This is a genomic window from Eubacterium maltosivorans (assembly GCF_002441855.2).
In the GTDB taxonomy this organism is placed as follows: domain Bacteria; phylum Bacillota; class Clostridia; order Eubacteriales; family Eubacteriaceae; genus Eubacterium; species Eubacterium maltosivorans.
Map to the genome: position 1 here is coordinate 3,993,864 of NZ_CP029487.1, position 15,959 is coordinate 4,009,822.

Here is a 15,959-nt window from a genome sequence, read left to right on the forward strand (position 1 = left end):
AAAAAAGCACCCTGGTGGGCGCCCTTTTCATATATTTATTTAGAGAGGTAGATAATGAGCTTTATTGTTCGACGATAACGGCAATTCCGTTTGGAATAACGGTAAAGCTGGCGTTTTCACCTTTAATTTCTTTTGCCATTTTGACAGCAGTGTCAAGATCAGGCGCGTAGGTCATTTTCATTTCTGTTACGATATCTTTCATTTCCGGACGTGTAACATATAAAACCGTATGCTTTGAGAGAATCCGCGCAAGAATCTGGTATTCCCATTGGTCGGGCTGTGTCTGATTCTGTGGGATGGTCATAATGTTTTCAAAAAGCGCTCTCGCAGATTCGCAGTCCCGCATCGCGCGGTAAAAACCGTCTCCGCCAGTACCATCCAGGCATTCTGCGCAGAGAATAATGACGCCGTCGTCTCCGGCGGATGCTTCGGCAGCGGTCATGCTCTTAACGCACTGGTACATGTTTTGGTCAAGAGGCGCTCCGCCGTTACCAGTAATGACAATATCGGCCGGAACAGCCTTGACGCGGCAGTATTGCTTTAAAAATTCGCAGCCTGCCTCATGCGCAATGAAGGGATCGCCGGCAAAGGCCATGACAACACGCTTTTCCTCGTCGATGATCACATTGACGATATATTGGAGGCCCGCCTGTTTCGCGGCAGATTTCATATCGGTGTGGATCGGGTTGTTTTCTAAAATGCCAGTGCGCGCATAAGGACTTGCGATGAATTTGCTGCAGTGATTACCTAAGACAGTCACGCGGTCAGAAACGCCTGGCAGCACACTTTTCCGTCCGCCTGAAAAGCCTGCAAAGAAATGAGGTTCAATGAATCCCTCAGAGACAAGAAGATCGGCTTCGGCGGCAAGCCGGTTTATGATCAGATCAGCGCCAGAGGGAAGGACACCGATTTTTACGTTTTCGTCAGCATTGGAAGAATCGTGTACGGCAATTTTTTCTTCATCAACAATTTTCTGTCCCAGCTTTGAAACCAGCTCGTCCGGTGTCGTACCGCGGTGAAAACCTGTGGCGACCAGCAATGTGATATCGATATCCGGGTTTCCTTCGCGCATTTCTTCAAGCATAAATGGAATAATGTGTTTGCTTGGGACGGGACGCGTATGGTCGCTGATAATAATGACCGCTGTTTTTTTATCCTTTGCCAGCTCCTTTAAGGAAGCGCTACCCAAATGTTTTGCCATTGCAGCTTTGACAATGTCATCCTCGGTCTGGTCGTTCTGCAGGTTACCGATATTGGAATTTAAAACGCCTGAGACCTGTTCATCAGGTAGCTCCAGGGTCAGTTCTGTGTTGCCATAGGGAATTTTTGAAATCATAATGATCCTCCAGTTTAAATGATTTAGCATGATGTGAGTATAAATTCGGTCGAAATTATTGGTAAGTGGTCTTACCAGTTATGTTCTTATTGTAGTACGCTTTTCAAAGAAAGTCAAGGATAAAAAAACCGTTTTCAAAAAGAATTTTTTAAATTGGAGATTTGGACAGCAAAAGTAGAACATCCAAAATAAAAAAGCTCCGCGGCCGCGGAGCTTTCTGAGCATTATTATTGAAGTTCGGCATCATAAAAATGGTAGCGGTAGATGCTGGTAACTTCGAAGTTTTTAACATTGTCGCCTAACAGGTAGAACATGGTGTCATTATACAGTGGAATAGCACCATAATCTTTGTGTGTCAGGATTTCATCGGCTTTTTCATACAATTCCTGGCGTTTGCTTTCGTCCTTTGTCTGACGCGCCTGGTTGATAAGATCGTTGAATTCCGGATTGTTGTATTTGTTGGATACCTGCTGGGTAGTTGTGGCAGACATACGCTGGTAGATCATACCATCTGGATCGACATAGTCGGTATACCAGTTGCTGACTGTCAGATTGAGGGAACCGCTCTTGTTCATATCGTTGTAGCCTGCGTGGTCAACCTGAGACAGTTCGATATTGATACCGGCTGCTTTTGCCTGATCCTGAATTGCAGTGGCCACCTTGATCAGTGTCTGGTAATTGGTTGAACCAACTACAGGAATGGTAATACCGTCTGGGTAACCGGCTTCTGCCAGTAATTTTTTTGCTTTTTCTGGATTGTATTCATATGCTGGAAGGGAGTCATTGTATCCGAGCAGGCCCTTAGGGATAAAGCTTTTGGCCGGGGTAGCGGCGCCGGATAACAATTCGTCGCACAGAGCTTCGCGGTCTACCGCGTAGGACAGTGCTTCTTTAATTCTTGAATCGGTATAAATTTCATTGTTCGGGCTTAAATAAACAAGGCCGACTGGGTTGAAGCTGTGCATTTTGTCTTTGACAGCATCGTTGCTTGTAACGGTTTCGTATTGTCCGGTATCCAGCATGACAAAATCACAGTTGCCCTTCTGGAATTCCATAACCTGAGTGTTCAGGTCGTTTACGAACTTAAAGCTGACACCGTCAAGCTTTGTTTTATCGCCGTGGTAATCGTCAAAGCGTTCCATTTCAATGCCCTGGCCTGCAGTATAGGAGGTCATTTTGAACGGACCGGTACCGTACAGGACAGTACGTCCCCAGTCTCCGCCAGCTTCTTCACAGGCTTTTTCAGGGAAGATTACAGCATATGGAGCGGATAAGGCGGCTTCGAAAGGTGCGTAGGGTTGCTGAAGAACGATATCGAAGTGCGTATCATCTTTGATTTTAAAGCCTTCAAGAGAATCGGCTGTGCCGTCTTCAAGGGCTTTAAAGCCAACGACCTGGTCAAACAGTGAGCCCATGAGACCTTTTGTGATTAAGCGTTCATAGGAATACTTAACATCAGAAGACTTCAGGGTTTCGCCGTTATGGAATTTAACACCGTCTTTAAGCTCAAAGCTGTAAGTCAGGCCGTCGTCGGAAACGGTCGGCATCTGCTTAAGCAGCTGTGGGTCCAGGGTTGTGTCGTTGTTCAGGCCGATGAGTGTTTCGCAAGCCTGGTCTGATACCATAATCAGGTACGCCTGAGTACCCATGTTGGTGTCGATTGGAACATTTGGGTCCTGCATGACAACACGCAGGGTATTGCCGCTACTGCTGCTGCTTGAAGCACCTTTGTCGCCGCAGCCAGCTACGGTAAAGACAAGCGCTAAAACCAACAGTAAAGCAGCCAGTTTTTTCATACTTTTCATATTCTCTCTCCTCTATAAAATATTGAAAACTGTTTACAGAAGGTGAAAATGCTCAATTCACACCCTGTATGATAACGATTTTACCATAAAATCTGCTCTTTGTCGAGAGAGCGAATCAGGGAATGCGTTTGTAAATTTCATTCATAGAGCGTATCCAGGAGATATCAATGGTATCCAGAGCGTCGTGGGTAATCCGGAAGCTCCAGTTGCCGTCGGCACAGCCAGGGCAGTTCATTTTTGTGTCGCCGCCAAAACCGCAGAGGTCCTGAATGGGCAGAACGGCAAGGCTGGCGCAGCTTTGCCACAGGCAGCGGATGAAATGGTGGCAGGATGGGCTTTCGGGGCCCCCTTCCTGCCATTCGTTACCGCCGCAGGGATAATTGATATATTTTAAAGCATAGTCACGTTTGTAAGGGGGGAGTTCCCACAAAAAGCCAAGCAGTGTGTTGTTGTCATGGGTTCCTGTGTAGGCAATGCTGTTTTCCACATAATTATGCGGCAGATGCTGGTTGTTGCCGTCCTCGATAAAGCCAAACTGCAGTACACGCATACCGGGGAAGCCGGTTTCCTGAAGAAGATTAAAAACGCCCTCATCCATTACGCCCAGGTCTTCGGCGATAATGCGTGGCTCCTTAAAATCGAAAGCGTTGAAAACCGCGTTGAAGAAGTCCATGCCCGGACCCTCCAGCCATTTACCGTTTCGCGCGGTTTTAGCAGTGCCGGCAACGGCCCAATAGGCGGAAAACCCTCTGAAGTGGTCGATTCTGACCGCATCATAGATCTCAAGGGAGCGGCCAATACGGTCGATCCACCATTTATAGGCCGAAGTTTTCATGGCAGTCCAGTTGTACAGGGGATTGCCCCACAGCTGTCCGTCGCAGCAGAAATAATCCGGCGGCACCCCGGCGATATGGTTTGGCCGGCCCTCTGGATCGAGATCAAAGAGATCCCGGTGCGCCCAGACATCGGAGCTTTCCAGGGAGACATAAATGGGCATATCCCCGATAATCTGGATACCGTTGTCGTTGGCGCAGCACTTTACAGCATTCCACTGCTTAGTGAACTCGTACTGAAGAAACTCATGAAACAGAATCTCTTCAGCGTAGGTCTCCCGGGCTTCCCTCAGGGCCTCGGTGTGGTGGTCTCGGAGACCGATGTCTTCCCAAAGGTACCAGTCTTTCCCGCCAAATTGTTTTTTCAGTGTCATGTAAAGAGCGTAATCTGGAAGCCAGTGTCGTTCCTTATCCTCAAATGCTTTAATGTCAGATTTTATCTGGTCATTGATGCGGCTGAAAGCTTTTCGAAAAAGACTGGGGCGGGTTTCATCCAGCCATTCATAGGCGGCGCTGTAGGGGTGGCTGTACTCACTGGCCCTCAGTTCGTCCTGAGTCAGGAGGCCTTCTTCGGCCAGTATTTCGAGGTCGATAAAAAAGGGATTACCCGCAAAGGCGGAAGGGCTTTTATATGGCGAATGGCACTCGTCTACCGGGCACAACGGCAGGGTTTGCCAGTAGGTAAAGCCCATTTTTTTTAAAAGATTGATGAAAGAGCAGGCCTCTTTGCCAAAGGTTCCGATACCGTATTTACCAGGAAGTGATGAAATGTGCATTAAGATACCGCTTGATCGTTTAAAGCTCATGATAAATCCTCTCGTTATAAAGTTATATATGTATTTAAGACTTTAATAGTTTATCATACCAGTCAACACTTGTAAATGTTTGCACACCTGTGGTATTTATCCGGAAATATAATTTTTATTTCATTATATTTACAAAAGTAAAAGTAATTTGAAAAGTGAGCGAAAATGCTTAAAGCCCTTGACATTGGTATTACATCGTTATATACTGTATGTGTAAACAGAAATGATTTCTTGTAAGTTGCGAAATATTTTTAAAAATGTAAAAATAATTTGTTTATTTAAGAAATTGTGTAGGAATCTGTTATTTTGAAATTCAAGTAAAAATGGAGGCTGAAAATGAAATTTTTCCTGGATACTGCTAATGTAGAAGATATTAAAAATGCAAATGACATGGGTGTTATCTGCGGTGTTACAACCAATCCTTCCTTAATTGCAAAAGAAGGCCGTGATTTTAATGAAGTAATCGCAGAGATTGCTTCGATTGTTGACGGACCGATCAGCGGCGAGGTGAAGGCGACTACTACCGACGCTGAGGGAATGATCACAGAGGGCCGGGAAATTGCTAAAATTCATAAAAATATGGTTGTCAAAATTCCAATGACTGCAGAAGGTCTGAAGGCTACCAAGGTATTGTCCGCCGAAGGAATCAAGGTTAATGTCACATTGATTTTTACCGCTGCGCAGGCATTATTGGCCGCGAGAGCCGGCGCGGCTTATGTTTCGCCGTTCCTTGGACGTCTGGACGATATCTCCACACCTGGCGTGGAGCTTATTGAGACCATCGCGGAAATTTTCGAGGTTCAGGGAATTGAGACTGAAATTATCTCTGCCAGCGTCCGTAACCCGATCCACGTGATCGACTGTGCGAGAGCCGGGGCAGATATTGCGACTGTGCCGTTTGGTGTTATTATGCAGATGACCAAACACCCCTTAACCGATCAGGGAATTGAAAAATTCCAGGCAGACTATAAAGCTGTCTTCGGAGAATAGTAAATTGCGACCCCATTTTAAATTTTAATATTAAACCTCATAATAAGAAAACCCCAGCTGAATATTTAGCTGGGGTTTTCTTATTATATCACTCGCTGGAACCGGAGGTGCCAGATTCCAAAATGGAAACAATCGAGTAAAGCGTAAAGCAGACGGCGCCGAGGCCGACCATCACGCGGGCCGGAACAAAGAAGGCAGAATTGAAGAGCTCTGCTTCAAACAGGAAGGCGGCCGTAAAGAGGCAGAAAAGGGTGGTTATGATCGGGATCAGCGGAATACGCTTGGCGAGGGAGAAGGTCTGACGCCAGACGGAAGCGAGGAGAATAACCTTGCTTGAAATGCTGTAGCAGATAAAACCAAGACCGATCAATACCCAGCCTGGAGCGATCCACGCCGGTGTTTTTTGAACCAGCAGTATGCCAATGCCCAGAACAACGTTGATGGAGCCTAAAATTAAAACGAAAATCGTCCATTTCCAGCGCTCTCTGTCTGTAAAAGTATTTTGTATCTGACGGACCACCGAGGCTACCAGTGCGATCAGACTGGCACAGACAAGGGAGGTGCCAAAAAGAACGTGGCCGGCCACAAAGTATTCAGAGCTCAGTCCAGCCGATATCAGTACAATGCTCCGGATCAACCCCACGAGGGCGCAGAAAGCCGGAATGGCAATGAGAATTTTGGCTGTGTTTTCACTAAAGGCGCCCTGGGGCTTGTCGCTGGGCTGTAACTTATTGGAATTGGCCGGGATAAAAAGAAAGCGGGTAGAGGATGTGGCCACAGTGGTGACACAGCATGCAATCAGGCCTACACCAAAGATAATGTTGCCAGAAACAAAGTAAGCAGTGTTGATGGTATGAAGATTCCAGTAGTAGATGCCCATGCCGACAGTAAAAAGACTGACAGCATAGCCGAGAACAGGCAGAAACCATTTAAAAAAGCTGCTGTACCGGTTGATGAGCTGGCGGATAATGGTAGCGGCTGTACAGTACAGTGCGATACAGATCGCGGTCAGTGAGATCAGCACATGGCCGGCCACCAGATAGCTGGAACCCAGAGCAGTTCCGAGGGTAGTGACATAGATGCCGTAGCTAAAACAGATTGCCCCCATTAAAAGGGGGATGAGCCTGAAAAAGATACTCATAAAATAATTCATAATAAAAACCTCCAAAGGATAAAGTTGAATGACGGTAATTTATATACCCTTTAGAGGAGCTGAGTATCTTTTTTTGGAAAAACCTTAAAGTCCTAACAATGGTCGAAAAACTGGATCAGATCATCGACAAAATAGGCGATAAAAACAGGGTTGTAGGCCTCAATTTCCTGAGCGTTTTTAAAACCAAAGCCATACTCAACGCCGATAAAATCTACACCGCTCTGCCCCGCGCCGATGGCGTCATAGGCGCTGTCACCGATCAGAACAGCCTCTTCTGGTTTGACACCGAGGTCCTCGAGAACCAGATTGACGATATCAGATTTGGTCAGAGATTCAGCCATGTCAATGCCTCTGACAGAGTCAAAACAGGAAAGCATACTGGCCGCGGCCAGTGTTGCCTCAGTAATATCCTGACGTTTGAGGGTAGCGACCCCCAGTTTATGACCGGATTCCCTCAGCATTGCGAGTAAATCAGGCATACCGTCATACGGGCGGGCTTCCTTTACGCCTTGCTCACTCTGGTATTTTCGATGGTGGACAACAGCCTTTTTGGCGGTATCATCGTCGATGTCGTAGTGCTTTTTATAAGAGAAAAGAGTGGGCGGTCCAACATACTCCGGAAGGGTGGCATCGTCGACTGGTGTAAAGTGCATCCGTTTTTCAGTGAAACGGACAGCATTGTAGATACCCTCAGAAGTATCGAGCAGCGTACCGTCCAAATCGAAAATAATCGCAGTGTATTCTTTCATAAATGAACTCCTTATCTTATGGGATGCTTAATTATACCATAGTAAAATGAACAGGCGCAATGATAATAAAAGACCGATACACCTGAGTGCAGCGGCCTGTGACGTTTTCAGATTTTAAAATTTAACCCTGTCGGGTATTGTTTAAATGGTTTGTATGTTATAATTGTTAAAGTCTACGGAATCATAGCTCTGCTTTAAAAGGGCTTTGGCTTCCCGGATGATTTCTTTTTCAGAGAGCGGCAGACGGATATCCCGAATTTCGATGATATCAAGCGGGTCATCCTTGACTGTTTTGGTTAAGGTGTAGCCGCCGTATATTTTAGGAATGATCTTAACTTCGAAGCTGCCGTTTGACAAAATGGTGTTTTGACCATCAATTATAACTGTTTCAAACATAGGAACACATCCTTTCGTGTATAAGTAACTGCATTATTTATAGATAGATTATACCAAATGGAATGGAAAATAAAAGTATTTCTTGGCAAAAAGTAGAAAAATCTTAAAAAATTTCAGGAATAGACATGTACGATCGCAATAAACTAAAAGATATACCACAAAATCCCGGCGTTTATCTGATGAAAAATGCCGCGGGGGATATAATATATGTCGGAAAGGCTATCAATCTGAGAAACCGTCTCCGGCAGTATTTCCAAAACTCTAAGAACCTGACGCCGAAGACGGTCACTCTGGTATCTCATATCTGCGATATTGAGACCATCGTGGTGGACAGTGAGCTGGAAGCGCTGATTCTGGAGTGTAACCTGATCAAGGAGCACCGGCCAAAATATAATATTCTGCTAAAGGATGATAAAAGCTATCCCTACGTCAAGGTTACACTGGAGGATGAGTACCCCAAGGTCATTATGACCAGAGAACACAAAAAGGATGGCGGCAAGTATTTCGGCCCCTTTACCAGCAGTTTTGCGGTAAAGAAAACCATCGAAGCCATTGGAAAGCTGTACCCTCTTCGGCGCTGTAACCGCAAGGTAGCCTTTGGGGAAAAGAACGGACGGCCCTGTCTCAATTATTATATCGGGCAGTGCTGCGCGCCCTGTCAGGGCGATGTGCCAAAGGAAGAATATATGGCTTACATCAGCGATATCCTGTCCATCCTCAATGGAAAGGATAAAGAGCTGGTTTCAACTCTTGAGGAAAAGATGAGTGAGGCGGCCCAAAATATGGATTATGAGCTGGCCACTAAGCTGAGAGACCAGATTTACGGCATCCAGCATATTGTAGAAAAACAGAAAATTATCGTAAGCAACCAGCAGGACCAGGACATTATCGCGTTTGCAAAGGACGAAGACCTGGCCTGTGTTCAGGTCTTTAACGTTCGTGACGGAAAAATGCTGGGCAGGGACCATACTTTCCTCGAGGGGGTGGAGGAATCCACGCCGGAGGATATTATGACAACCTTTGTCAAGCAGTATTATTCCTCAAAACCGTTTATTCCCAGGGAAATTATTCTGGGTGCGCCGCTGCTCAAGGACGAAGAAGAGACCATCGCTGAGTGGCTGGCTGAGCTGCGCGGCGCAAAGGTGGTTCTCACACGGCCTCAGAAGGGCCAGAAGTCCAAAATGACACGGATGGTGGAGGAAAATGCAGAGCTTACCCTCAAGCAGTACGAGCTTGAAAAACGTCAGAAGGAGGAAAAGAAAAAAAGCCGCCTGGACGCTTTCAAGGACCTGCTCAGAATGGACCACACGCCTGAGAAAATTGAAGCCTATGATATCTCAAATATCAGCGGTACCGACAATGTAGGCGGTATGGTTGTCTTTCAGGGGGGGAAGCCAGACAAAAAAGCTTACCGCCGGTTTAAAATAAAATCAGTGGATGGGCAGAATGACTATGCCAGTATGCAGGAAATGATTTTCAGGCGTATCGAGCGCGGCATAAAGGAACAGAATGAGGGGAAAGACCCTAAAAAAAGCAGCTTTCTGCCCTTTCCGGATGTGTTTTGCATCGATGGCGGAAAGACCCATGTCGACGCAGTCCGGAGCATTTTACAGATGTACCCGGACGTTCATATTGAGGTCTGTGGTATGGTAAAGGACGATCACCACAGGATTCGCGGGATTATCTATAAGGATGAGGAGTATCCTCTGAAAAAATCCACACCGCTATGCACCTTTTTGAGTGATATCTCGGAGGAGGTTCACCGCTACGCCCTGGGCTACCACCAGACGCTGCGGAAAAAAGGAATGCTGGAATCCCGGCTGGAAGAAATCCCGGGAATTGGAAAGAAGCGCCGTGAGCTGCTTATGCGGCACTATGGCAGCCTTAATAATTTGAAGAAGACAACATTGGATGAGCTTAAAACCCTGCCAGGCATGAGTGATAAGACCGCTCAGGCAGTTTTTGACTATTTCAATGATGATGAGCATAAAACAAAATCTGAAGAAAAGAGAGAGAATAAATGAACGAAGAATCTTTAGGATGTATGAATCTTGCGGAATTTTGTAAAGACCTGAATCTTGAGGAAATTTACAGTCCAGTCGACGAGTTTGATCTTTATGACAGCGGTCTGAACCGCCCGGGACTTCAGCTTCATGGCTATTATGAATATTTTGACGCCAAGCGTATCCAGATTATCGGGAAGGTTGAGACCTCCTATCTGCTGAGCCTCGACCCCAAGCTGCGTGAAAAACGAATTGATGACTTTTTCTCCTATGATTTTCCGTGTGTGATTATCTGCTGGGATCTGCCGGAGGCAGAGATTTTTGAGGCGGCAGCTGAAAAGCATGGGCGTATTCTGTTGAGAAGCAAAGAAAAGACATCCATTTTCTTTTACCATTTAATTGACTATATCGACCGTAAAACCGCACCGATGATCAGTATGCACGGCGTGCTGGTAGAGGTCCACGGCGTGGGCGTTCTGATTACAGGCCCAAGCGGCATTGGTAAGAGTGAGACAGCCCTGGAGCTTATTAAGCGGGGGAGCACCCTCATTGCCGACGACGTGGTAGAGGTCAGCAATCATCAGGACCGTGTGCTGAGCGGTACAGCACCTGAAATGCTGCGGTATTATATGGAAGTCCGCGGAATTGGTATTATCGACGTGAGAACCCTGTATGGCGCAAAAGCTGTTAAGCAGTCCGTGGAGGTGGATATGGTCATAAAGCTTGAAAACTGGGATGAAACCTCTCCCTATGACCGGCTTGGCCTGGATGAGGAGACACAGGATATTCTTGGAATCGAGGTGCCGCTGGTAACCATTCCGGTTTCAGGAGGACGGAACCTGGCGGTAATTATAGAGACAGCCGCGATCAACAACCGTATGAAGGCGTTGGGGTTCCGCTCAGCCCAGATCTTCTGCGACAAGGTCGCAAAGCACAACGAAGAGGTTGCGGAAGCGCGTAAAAAACAGGAAGAAAAAGAAAAGCAGAAAGCGCTTAAGGAGGAACAGAAGTGAGAAATTACGTACTGGACGGACACACACATACACTGGCCTGCGGCCATGCCTACTGCACATTGATGGAGCTGGTTGAAGCCGCGTCCAGAAGGGGGCTTGAGCTGTTCTGTCTGACAGAGCACGGTCCTGAAATTCCAGGATCTCCGGGTGAAATGTTTTTTGCCAACTACCGGATTATTCCGCCGGTGATCAATAACGTGAAGGTGCTGAAAGGCATAGAGTCTAACATCATGGATAAGGACGGCGCCATCGATGTGCCCGAGCGGATTGCGGGACGCCTTGAGATCGTCTCCGCGTCCCTGCACGAGCCCTGCATCAGGCCGGGTTCAAAGGCAGATAATACCTCCGCGGTTCTGGGCGCTATTAACAATCCGCTGGTCGATTTTATCTGTCATCTGGGCAACCCGACCTATGAGCTTGACTACGAGGCTATTCTGCAGGAAGCGAAGCGGAAGGATACCCTCATCGAGATCAATAACGGTTCCTTTTTTATAAGACATGGCTCTAAGCCAAACTGTGTGGCCATCGCAAAGCGCTGTAAGGAGCTGGATATTCCGGTTATTCTGGGAACCGACACGCATTTCTGCACCGATATCGGCTATTTCCCTTACGCTGACAGGGCGCTGGATGAGGTGGGATTTCCCGATGAGCTGATCATTAATCTGGACACCAGACGCCTGACTGATTATCTGGAGGCCAAGGGACGAAAGCTTTTTACTGATCCGAGAAAAGAAGCTGAAGAATTGTTTTAACAAAACGCTGCTTTTATGTTACAATAATAAACTGAGAAAATAATGAAAACCTGCCGCTGTCCGCAGATTAAGCACGCTGTGTCTCAAACATGTGGGCAGCGTTGGCAGTTACAGTGGAAAATAATGCAGAGAGGAAAGCAATGAGTATAAAAATATTAACCGATTCTGCCTGCGATATGCCGGCGGAAGAGCTGGAAAAGTATGATGTCGAGCTGATGCCTCTATACGTCATTGAGGGTGAAAAAACTTATCTGGACGGGATTGAGATTACCCCTGAGGTGCTTTACAGCAAAATGCGCCGGGGGGTCCATTACAAGACGTCGCAGATCCCCTATGCCGATTTTGTGAAGCGGTTTACCGAGCTGGCCGAGGCGTCAGTACCCTTTATGTACCTCAGCTTTTCGAGCGGTCTGTCAGGAACCTATCAGGCGGCCATGCTGGCCAAGCGGGACGTGCTTGAAAAATACCCCGACGCGAATATCGAAGTACTTGACACCAAAGCTGTGACGGGCGGCCTCGGCCTGATTGTGCGCGAGGTAGCCGAAGCGGCCCAGAACGGCGCCAGTATGGAAGAGCTGGTAAAGCTGAGCTGCTATTATGCTGCCCATATCCGCCACGTGTTCACCGTAACAGATCTGGAGTACCTGTACCGGGGTGGACGTCTGAATAAGGGAACGGCCATTGTCGGAAATATGCTTAAGATCAGCCCTTTGCTGGATGTAGACGAAAACGGCGAGCTCAGGCAAGTGGACAAGGCACGCGGGGAGAAAAAGCTGCTGAAAAAAATGGTGGAATACATTGAGGAAAAAGGCGATAAGCTGTGTGAACAGACCATTTATATCACCCATGCGGACAATATGCCCCTGGCTGAAAGCTTTGTGAAGATTGCCAGCAAGCATTTTAAGACAGACAACTTTAAAATCATGCCGCTTGCACCCATTATCGGCACCCACTCGGGGCCGGGAACACTGGCGGTATTTTTCTTCGATGAAGTGAAATAAGTGTAATAGAGGAGAAACAAAAGAATAGAATGTTAGAAAAGTTAGATTTTTTATCAAGTAAATATCAGGAACTCAATGAAAAAATAGCAGATCCCGATATTATTGCCGATCAGGCACAGTGGCAGAAGCTCATGAAGGAGCATGCCCATATCGAACCGATTATCAACCGTTATAACGAATATAAAAAGACCCTCGAGGGGATTGATGAAAGCAAGGAAATGCTGTCTGACAAAGGCATTGACAAGGATTTTGAAGAAATGTGCAAGGCTGAGCTGGAAGAACTGACCCAAAGAAAAGCAGCCCTTGAGGATGAACTGAAGGTTCTGCTGCTGCCGAAGGACCCTAACGACGACAAAAACGTAATTGTTGAGATCCGTGCGGGCGCAGGCGGAAGTGAGGCCGCTCTTTTTGCAGGTGATCTCTTCAGAATGTTCACCCGTTATGCGGAACGACAGGGCTGGAAATCAGAGATCATGAACTCCAATATTCCGGATATCGGTGGGATTAAGGAAATCACCTTTTCCATCGAAGGTCGCGGAGCCTACAGCCGCCTGAAATATGAAAGCGGGGTTCACCGCGTTCAGCGTATCCCGAGTACAGAATCCGGCGGACGAATTCATACATCTACCGCAACGGTTGCTGTGCTGCCGGAAGCAGAGGATGTGGAAATTGACATCAATCCGAATGATCTGAGAATCGACGTTTACCGTTCCTCCGGAAACGGCGGCCAGTGCGTAAACACCACCGACTCCGCGGTTCGGATTACTCACGAGCCCACAGGAATGGTCGTAACCTGCCAGGATGAAAAATCTCAGCTGAAAAATAAAGAAAAGGCCATGAAGGTTCTGAAGGCCCGCCTTTTTGAAATTGAAATGCAGAAACAGCAGAGTGAAATTGCTGAGAACCGTAAAAGCCAGGTGGGTACCGGTGACCGAAGTGAGCGTATCCGTACCTATAACTTTCCGCAGGGCCGTGTGACCGACCACCGTATCGGAATGACGGTTTATCAGCTGGAGGCTTTTCTGGACGGCGAAATTGACGAAATGGTCGACGCCCTGATTACCAGCGACCAGGCAGAAAAGCTGAAGCAGCAGGGAGAATAAAGACGGCGGAACACAGGCATCTCTATATGATGCCTTTTTTATTTATCATTTGTATACAGGAGGAAAAATGAAAACAGTAGTAGACCGATTTTTAAGATATGTCCAGGTGGATACAGAGTCTGTGCCAGAAGCAGACTGCTTTCCGAGCAGCGAAAAGCAGAAGAATCTGGCCGCCATACTGGTTGAGGAGCTTAAGGGAATGGGCGTGGAGGATGCGCGTATGGATGGTTATGGCTATGTTTACGCAACCATCCCGGCAACAACCGATAAGGAGCTGCCGGTCATCGGACTGATCGCCCATATGGATACCTCCAGTGCAGTGAGCGGAAAAGATGTTACCCCCCGCATTGTCGAAAATTATGACGGAGGCGATATCTTATTGAATGAAACACAAAATATCGTCCTTAAGACAGAGGATTACCCAGAAATTTTGAATTACAAAGGCCAGGATATTATTGTGACAGACGGCACCACCCTTTTGGGGGCGGATGATAAGGCCGGCGTGGCGGAGATTATGACCCTGTGTGATTACCTTATGCACAACCCGGTAGACCACGGAACCATAAAAATAGCTTTTACACCGGACGAGGAGGTCGGACGGGGCGTTAACTATTTTGATGTGGAAGGCTTTGGTGCAGAATTTGCCTACACTGTGGACGGCGGCGAGCTGGGTGAGCTGGAATATGAGAATTTTAACGCAGCCAGTTTAAAATTAACTGTCAACGGCGTCAGCACGCATCCGGGAACAGCCAAAAACAAAATGAAAAATGCCCTGCTTATGGGAATGGAATTCCAGAGGATGCTGCCAGCCTGTGAAACGCCCGAGCACACAGAGGGCTATGAAGGCTTCTATCACCTGGATCAGTTTGAGGGGACAGTGGAGAAAGCTGAGATGATCTATATTATACGTGACCACGACCGGGCGAAATTTGAAAAACGCAAGGAACGGGCAGTAAAAATCTGCGATTATCTCAATGAGCTGTACGGTGTGGGGAGTTTTGAGTATGTCCTCTCAGATTCCTATTATAATATGAAAGAAAAAATTGAGCCGCATATTCATCTTGTCCGCAATGTTGAAAAAGCCATGAAGGACGTTGGCATAGAACCGAAGGTAACGGCCATAAGAGGCGGTACCGACGGCGCGCGCCTGTCCTATATGGGGCTGCCATGTCCGAATATCTGTACCGGCGGACATAATTTTCATGGGCGTTTTGAGTATATTCCGATTCAGTCTATGGAAAAGGTGGTTGCGCTTTTAAAACGACTGGTAGAAATCTACAGTTAAGCAAAAAAGGTATACACAGATACTTAATCCGGAGGGCTATGCTCTCCGGGTTCTCTTGTTTTTTGAGCAGCAGCTGTGTTATAGTTAAGAAACAAAAAATATAAAAAGCGATAAGGAGCTGTGGCAATGTTAGAATCAGGTCATTGTTTTTGCACTGCTTATTGGGATCATTCTGGCTAAGCTTGGAGAAAAAGCAGATATTGTCTCCAATTTTTTCCCAGTTTAACGATATAATGATGGAAATGACAACAATGGTCATGAAGGTAGCGCCGATTGGCGTTTTCTGCCTGATTGCCAAAACCTTTGCGGGAAATGGGGGTATCACGTAAAATTTCATCCTTTACCATTCCGCTGGGAGCGACCATAAACATGGACGGTACAGCCATTATGCAGGGTGTAGCTGTTGTTTTCGCGGCCCAGGCCTTTGGGATTCCTCTGGGCATACCGGATTATGTGACTGTTATTGCGACAGCTACGCTTGCTTCTATCGGTACAGCAGGCGTGCCCGGGGTCGGACTGATAACCCTGTCCATGGTCTTTAATTCGGTTGGGCTTCCCATTGAGGGAATTGCCCTGATTATGGGGATCGATCGTATTCTGGATATGGCCAGAACCGCTGTTAATATCACAGGCGACGCGGTTTGCACGACCATTGTCGCGTCCCAAGACAAGGCGGTAAACCGCCAGGTGTTTTACCGCGAAAAATAAAAAGCAGGATGTACCAAACCAAACGG

The 15,959-nt window shown here is 47.1% G+C and carries 15 protein-coding genes; 9 read left to right on the forward strand and 6 right to left on the reverse strand.

Annotation, left to right across the window (positions count from 1 at the left end):
* Positions 1 to 61: 61 nt before the first annotated feature.
* The 3 genes from larA to malQ all read right to left on the reverse strand — a co-directional run bounded on the left by larA (position 62) and on the right by malQ (position 4,780).
* Complete coding sequence (gene larA, locus CPZ25_RS18455; protein WP_096918954.1) at positions 62 to 1,336, reverse strand: nickel-dependent lactate racemase; 1,275 nt, start codon at positions 1,334 to 1,336, stop codon at positions 62 to 64.
* Positions 1,337 to 1,563: 227 nt separating this feature from the next.
* Positions 1,564 to 3,141, reverse strand: a complete 1,578-nt coding sequence (locus tag CPZ25_RS18460) for an ABC transporter substrate-binding protein (protein WP_058695458.1) — start codon at positions 3,139 to 3,141, stop codon at positions 1,564 to 1,566.
* 115 nt (positions 3,142 to 3,256) lie between these two features.
* Positions 3,257 to 4,780 carry a 4-alpha-glucanotransferase gene (malQ, locus tag CPZ25_RS18465; protein WP_096918953.1) on the reverse strand — a complete coding sequence of 508 codons (1,524 nt, stop codon included), beginning with the start codon at positions 4,778 to 4,780 and terminating at the stop codon, positions 3,257 to 3,259.
* 336 nt (positions 4,781 to 5,116) lie between these two features.
* Between malQ and fsa the strand changes: the two genes are divergently transcribed.
* Positions 5,117 to 5,770, forward strand: a complete 654-nt coding sequence (gene fsa, locus CPZ25_RS18470) for a fructose-6-phosphate aldolase (RefSeq protein WP_096918952.1) — start codon at positions 5,117 to 5,119, stop codon at positions 5,768 to 5,770.
* Positions 5,771 to 5,858: 88 nt separating this feature from the next.
* On the opposite strand, the gene CPZ25_RS18475 is transcribed toward fsa, so the two are convergent.
* From CPZ25_RS18475 to CPZ25_RS18485, 3 genes are all read right to left on the reverse strand, one after another.
* A complete protein-coding gene (locus tag CPZ25_RS18475; RefSeq protein ID WP_096918951.1) occupies positions 5,859 to 6,923 on the reverse strand; it encodes a DUF2776 domain-containing protein in 1,065 nt (354 codons plus the stop codon).
* A 92-nt stretch (positions 6,924 to 7,015) separates the two neighbouring features.
* Positions 7,016 to 7,672, reverse strand: a complete 657-nt coding sequence (locus tag CPZ25_RS18480; RefSeq protein WP_074616641.1) for an HAD hydrolase-like protein — start codon at positions 7,670 to 7,672, stop codon at positions 7,016 to 7,018.
* Between the two features lie 141 nt (positions 7,673 to 7,813).
* A complete protein-coding gene (locus CPZ25_RS18485; RefSeq protein ID WP_013381885.1) occupies positions 7,814 to 8,068 on the reverse strand; it encodes a hypothetical protein in 255 nt (84 codons plus the stop codon).
* 125 nt (positions 8,069 to 8,193) lie between these two features.
* On the opposite strand from CPZ25_RS18485, the gene uvrC reads away from it, so the two are divergent.
* From uvrC to CPZ25_RS18520, 8 genes are all read left to right on the forward strand, one after another.
* On the forward strand, positions 8,194 to 10,092 hold the full coding sequence (gene uvrC / locus CPZ25_RS18490; protein ID WP_096918950.1) for an excinuclease ABC subunit UvrC: 1,899 nt from the start codon (positions 8,194 to 8,196) through the stop codon (positions 10,090 to 10,092).
* Positions 10,089 to 11,084, forward strand: a complete 996-nt coding sequence (gene hprK / locus CPZ25_RS18495) for an HPr(Ser) kinase/phosphatase (RefSeq protein ID WP_082669356.1) — start codon at positions 10,089 to 10,091, stop codon at positions 11,082 to 11,084. The genes uvrC and hprK overlap by 4 nt, the downstream gene beginning before the upstream one ends.
* Positions 11,081 to 11,836 (forward strand): phosphatase, encoded by a 756-nt coding sequence (locus CPZ25_RS18500; RefSeq protein WP_096918949.1) that lies wholly within the window; start codon positions 11,081 to 11,083, stop codon positions 11,834 to 11,836. The genes hprK and CPZ25_RS18500 overlap by 4 nt, the downstream gene beginning before the upstream one ends.
* 140 nt (positions 11,837 to 11,976) lie before the next feature.
* Positions 11,977 to 12,837: a DegV family protein gene (locus CPZ25_RS18505; RefSeq protein WP_096918948.1), complete on the forward strand. Its 861-nt coding sequence runs from the start codon at positions 11,977 to 11,979 to the stop codon at positions 12,835 to 12,837.
* A gap of 29 nt (positions 12,838 to 12,866) precedes the next feature.
* On the forward strand, positions 12,867 to 13,940 hold the full coding sequence (gene prfA, locus CPZ25_RS18510) for a peptide chain release factor 1 (protein ID WP_074616645.1): 1,074 nt from the start codon (positions 12,867 to 12,869) through the stop codon (positions 13,938 to 13,940).
* A 67-nt stretch (positions 13,941 to 14,007) separates the two neighbouring features.
* Entirely contained in the window at positions 14,008 to 15,225 is a 1,218-nt protein-coding gene (pepT, locus tag CPZ25_RS18515) for a peptidase T (RefSeq protein WP_096918947.1), read from the forward strand.
* Between the two features lie 200 nt (positions 15,226 to 15,425).
* The gene (locus tag CPZ25_RS20890) at positions 15,426 to 15,554 is read left to right on the forward strand and encodes a cation:dicarboxylate symporter family transporter (RefSeq protein ID WP_243129323.1); all 129 of its coding nucleotides are present in this window, start codon (positions 15,426 to 15,428) and stop codon (positions 15,552 to 15,554) included.
* Positions 15,538 to 15,933: a dicarboxylate/amino acid:cation symporter gene (locus CPZ25_RS18520; protein WP_074616648.1), complete on the forward strand. Its 396-nt coding sequence runs from the start codon at positions 15,538 to 15,540 to the stop codon at positions 15,931 to 15,933. The genes CPZ25_RS20890 and CPZ25_RS18520 overlap by 17 nt, the downstream gene beginning before the upstream one ends.
* Positions 15,934 to 15,959: the final 26 nt, after the last annotated feature.

Coding starts and splice junctions, on each gene's coding strand:
- fsa (WP_096918952.1), top strand. CDS start 5,117: ATGAAATTTTTCCTGGATACTGCTAATGTAGAAGATATTAAAAATGCA.
- CPZ25_RS18520 (WP_074616648.1), top strand. CDS start 15,538: ATGGGGGTATCACGTAAAATTTCATCCTTTACCATTCCGCTGGGAGCG.
- malQ (WP_096918953.1), bottom strand. CDS start 4,780: ATGAGCTTTAAACGATCAAGCGGTATCTTAATGCACATTTCATCACTT.
- CPZ25_RS18505 (WP_096918948.1), top strand. CDS start 11,977: ATGAGTATAAAAATATTAACCGATTCTGCCTGCGATATGCCGGCGGAA.
- CPZ25_RS18475 (WP_096918951.1), bottom strand. CDS start 6,923: ATGAATTATTTTATGAGTATCTTTTTCAGGCTCATCCCCCTTTTAATG.
- CPZ25_RS18485 (WP_013381885.1), bottom strand. CDS start 8,068: ATGTTTGAAACAGTTATAATTGATGGTCAAAACACCATTTTGTCAAAC.
- hprK (WP_082669356.1), top strand. CDS start 10,089: ATGAACGAAGAATCTTTAGGATGTATGAATCTTGCGGAATTTTGTAAA.
- larA (WP_096918954.1), bottom strand. CDS start 1,336: ATGATTTCAAAAATTCCCTATGGCAACACAGAACTGACCCTGGAGCTA.
- pepT (WP_096918947.1), top strand. CDS start 14,008: ATGAAAACAGTAGTAGACCGATTTTTAAGATATGTCCAGGTGGATACA.
- prfA (WP_074616645.1), top strand. CDS start 12,867: ATGTTAGAAAAGTTAGATTTTTTATCAAGTAAATATCAGGAACTCAAT.
- CPZ25_RS18460 (WP_058695458.1), bottom strand. CDS start 3,141: ATGAAAAGTATGAAAAAACTGGCTGCTTTACTGTTGGTTTTAGCGCTT.
- CPZ25_RS18480 (WP_074616641.1), bottom strand. CDS start 7,672: ATGAAAGAATACACTGCGATTATTTTCGATTTGGACGGTACGCTGCTC.
- uvrC (WP_096918950.1), top strand. CDS start 8,194: ATGTACGATCGCAATAAACTAAAAGATATACCACAAAATCCCGGCGTT.